The sequence below is a fragment of the Dietzia sp. DQ11-38-2 genome (assembly GCF_014145055.1).
Classification (GTDB): domain Bacteria; phylum Actinomycetota; class Actinomycetes; order Mycobacteriales; family Mycobacteriaceae; genus Dietzia.
In genome coordinates, this window is sequence record NZ_JAALDW010000420.1 from 1 (window position 1) to 2,721 (window position 2,721).

Genomic DNA, 2,721 nt, shown 5'->3' on the forward strand with positions numbered 1-2,721 from the left:
GCCCAGGACCTCGAGGGCGACGACCGCCTCGACGGCCGTGGCGCCGGCCCCACCGGATGCCTCCGGAACGAGGAGCGCGGAGGCGCCGGTCTCGGCGATCCGGCCCCACACGGCGGTGCCGGGTGCGGTGTCACCGGCCGCCCAGGAGCGGATCACCGAGGGCATGTCCGACTTGGCCAGCAGCGAGTCGATGCTGGCGGCGAAGTCGACGACCTCGGGATCGAGTGCGAACTGCATGATGGAAACCCCGTTCTCAGCCGCGCGGCAGGCCGAGGAGACGCTCGGCGATGATGTTCTTCTGGACCTCGTTCGTTCCCGCGTAGATGGGCCCGGCGAGGGCGAACAGGTACCCGTCCATCCACTGCTCACCGGCGAGCTCACCGGCCGTGCCGAGCAGGTCCAGGGCGGTCTCGTGGGTCGCGATGTCCCAGTCCGACCAGAAGACCTTGTTGATCGAGGACTCGAACCCCAGGTTGGCGCCGGCGGTGAGCGTGGTGACCGTGTTCCAGGTGCTCAGCTCGTACGCGCGGGAGCCGATCCACGCGTCGACCACGCGGTCGGACAGCGCGCCCCGGGCCCGGTCGTCCAGGCCCGGTGCGGTGGACCCCCACAGTTCGAGCAGGCGATCGGTGGTGGCCAGGAAGCGGCCGGGGGAGCGCAGCGAGAGGCCGCGCTCGTTGTTGGCGGTGGACATGGCCACCTTCCAGCCCTGGTTGACCTCGCCGATCACGCCCGAACTCGCCGGGTCCGCCGGATCGTCGGGGACGAAGACGTCCTCGAGGAACAGCTCGGCGAACCCCGGCAGGCCGTCGAGCTGATCGATCGGGCGCACGGTGACGCCCTCGGCCCGCAGGTCGAACATGAAATAGGTCAGGCCCTTGTGGCGGGGCTCGTCCGGGTCGGTGCGGAACAGTCCGAAGCCCTTGTCGGCGAACGAGGCGCGGGTGGACCACACCTTCTGGCCGTTGAGCACCCAGCCGCCGTCGGCCCTCCGTGCGGTGGACCGCAGCGAGGCCAGGTCGGAGCCGGCCTCGGGCTCGGACCAGGCCTGTGCCCAGATGTCGTCGGCGCGAGCCATGCGCGGCATGATGTGGGCCAGCTGCTCGGGGGAGGCGTGGTCGAACAGCGTCGGTGCCAGGAGGAAGATGCCGTTCTGGCTCACCCGCAGGGGCGCGCCGGCGCGGAAGTACTCCTCCTCGAAGACCACCCAGTTGACCAGTCCGCAGTCGCGGCCGCCGTACTCCTCGGGCCACGACACCACCGACATGCGGGCGTCGGCCATCGTCCGCTCCCACTGTCGGTGGGCCTCGAAGCCCTCGCGGGTGTCCATGTGCGGGAGCGGTTCGGTGGGCACGTTCTCGGCGAGCCAGTCGCGGACCTCGAGGCGGAACTCCTGAGTCGAGGCGTCCAGATCCAGATCCACGGCGTCAGTCCTTCGTCTCGCCGGTCGAGCCCGTGTTCGCGCTGTCGCGCATCGAGCGGGCATCCATCCCGCCGAGCGAGGCGGAGAACGAGTCGGTGTCGTCGGGCTCCGCGTTGGCCGAGTGGGCGAACATGTGCCAGCCGAAGGCCGTGTCGAGGGAGGTCTGGAGGCCCATCTGGTCCTCGCATCCGTTGATGACCTTCTTCGCGAGCGTCAGTCCGAACGCGGGCATCGCGGCGATCTCCGCGGCGATCTCGTCGACCTTGGTCTGGAGCTCATCGCGCGGGACGACGTGGTTGCACATCCCCCACTCCAGTGCCTCGGCCGCGCCGAACCTGCGACCGGTGTAGAGGATCTCCTTCGCGCGGCGCGGGCCCAGCACGAAGGCGTGGGCGAAGTACTCCACGCCCGGTATGCCCATCTTGACCACGGGGTCGGAGAAGAACGCGTCATCCGAGGCCACGATGAAGTCGCAGACCCATGCCAGCATGAGTCCGCCTGCGATGCACGCGCCGTGCACCTGGGCGATCATCGGTTTGGGGATCTCCCGCCAGCGGCGGCACATCTGGACGTAGACCTCGGTCTCGCGGGCCAGGCGACGGTCGCCGCCGCCGCGGGTGGTGTGGTCCCACCAGAGCGCCGCGCGGTTGGGGTACTCCACGTGGTGGTCGCGCTCGGGGGTGCCGATGTCGTGGCCCGCCGAGAAGTGCTTGCCGTTGGCCCTCAGGACGATGACCTTGACCGCGTCGTCCTCGACGGCCCGGACGAAGGCGTTGTCCAGTGAGTACGTCATGACCGAGTTCTGCGCGTTGCGGAAGTCCGGCCGGTTGAGCGTGACGTAGGCGGTACCGCCCGTGACCTCGTAGGCGACCGGGTGCGTGTCCGGGCCGAGGTCGTGGACGCCGAGGACCGGGGGGATGGGCGCGTCGGTCATGAGCTGGGACTCTCCTCACCTAGCAAGTGCTTGGTTGGTACTGTACCGGACCCGCCCGCCGGCTCGGATTCAGACGCCGTAACCACCGTCGACGTCGAGCTTCTGGCCGGAGATGAAGCCCGCGCGGTCGGAGGCGAGGAACGCCACGGCCTCGGCGATGTCGTCCGCGGTGCCGAACCGGCGCAGCGGGATGTTCGCGCGGGTGACCTCGAGCGCGCGGTCGTCGAGGTCGCCGGAGGCGATGAGCCGCTCGGCCATCCCGTCGGTGAGCATCCCCGGGCCCACGCAGTTCACGCGCACGCCGAAGCGGCCCTCCTCCGCGGCCAGTCCTCGCGCGAGTTGCTCGACGGCACCCTTGGGGGCC

4 protein-coding genes are annotated in these 2,721 nt (G+C 70.1%); all 4 read right to left on the reverse strand.

Annotated features, from left to right (window positions below):
* On the reverse strand, positions 1-237 hold a 237-nt coding region (locus tag G6026_RS13595; protein WP_182613477.1), incomplete at its 3' end, for an acyl-CoA dehydrogenase family protein.
* 16 nt (positions 238-253) lie between these two features.
* Positions 254-1,423 carry an acyl-CoA dehydrogenase family protein gene (locus G6026_RS13600; protein ID WP_182613478.1) on the reverse strand — a complete coding sequence of 390 codons (1,170 nt, stop codon included), beginning with the start codon at positions 1,421-1,423 and terminating at the stop codon, positions 254-256.
* 4 nt (positions 1,424-1,427) lie between these two features.
* On the reverse strand, positions 1,428-2,357 hold the full coding sequence (locus tag G6026_RS13605) for an enoyl-CoA hydratase (RefSeq protein ID WP_182613479.1): 930 nt from the start codon (positions 2,355-2,357) through the stop codon (positions 1,428-1,430).
* Positions 2,358-2,426: 69 nt separating this feature from the next.
* Positions 2,427-2,721: SDR family oxidoreductase (locus G6026_RS13610; RefSeq protein WP_182613480.1), on the reverse strand; the 295-nt coding region annotated here is incomplete at its 5' end.

Excerpts from the sequence above, each read along its gene's own strand:
- G6026_RS13605 (WP_182613479.1), bottom strand. The coding sequence starts at position 2,357 with ATGACCGACGCGCCCATCCCCCCGGTCCTCGGCGTCCACGACCTCGGC.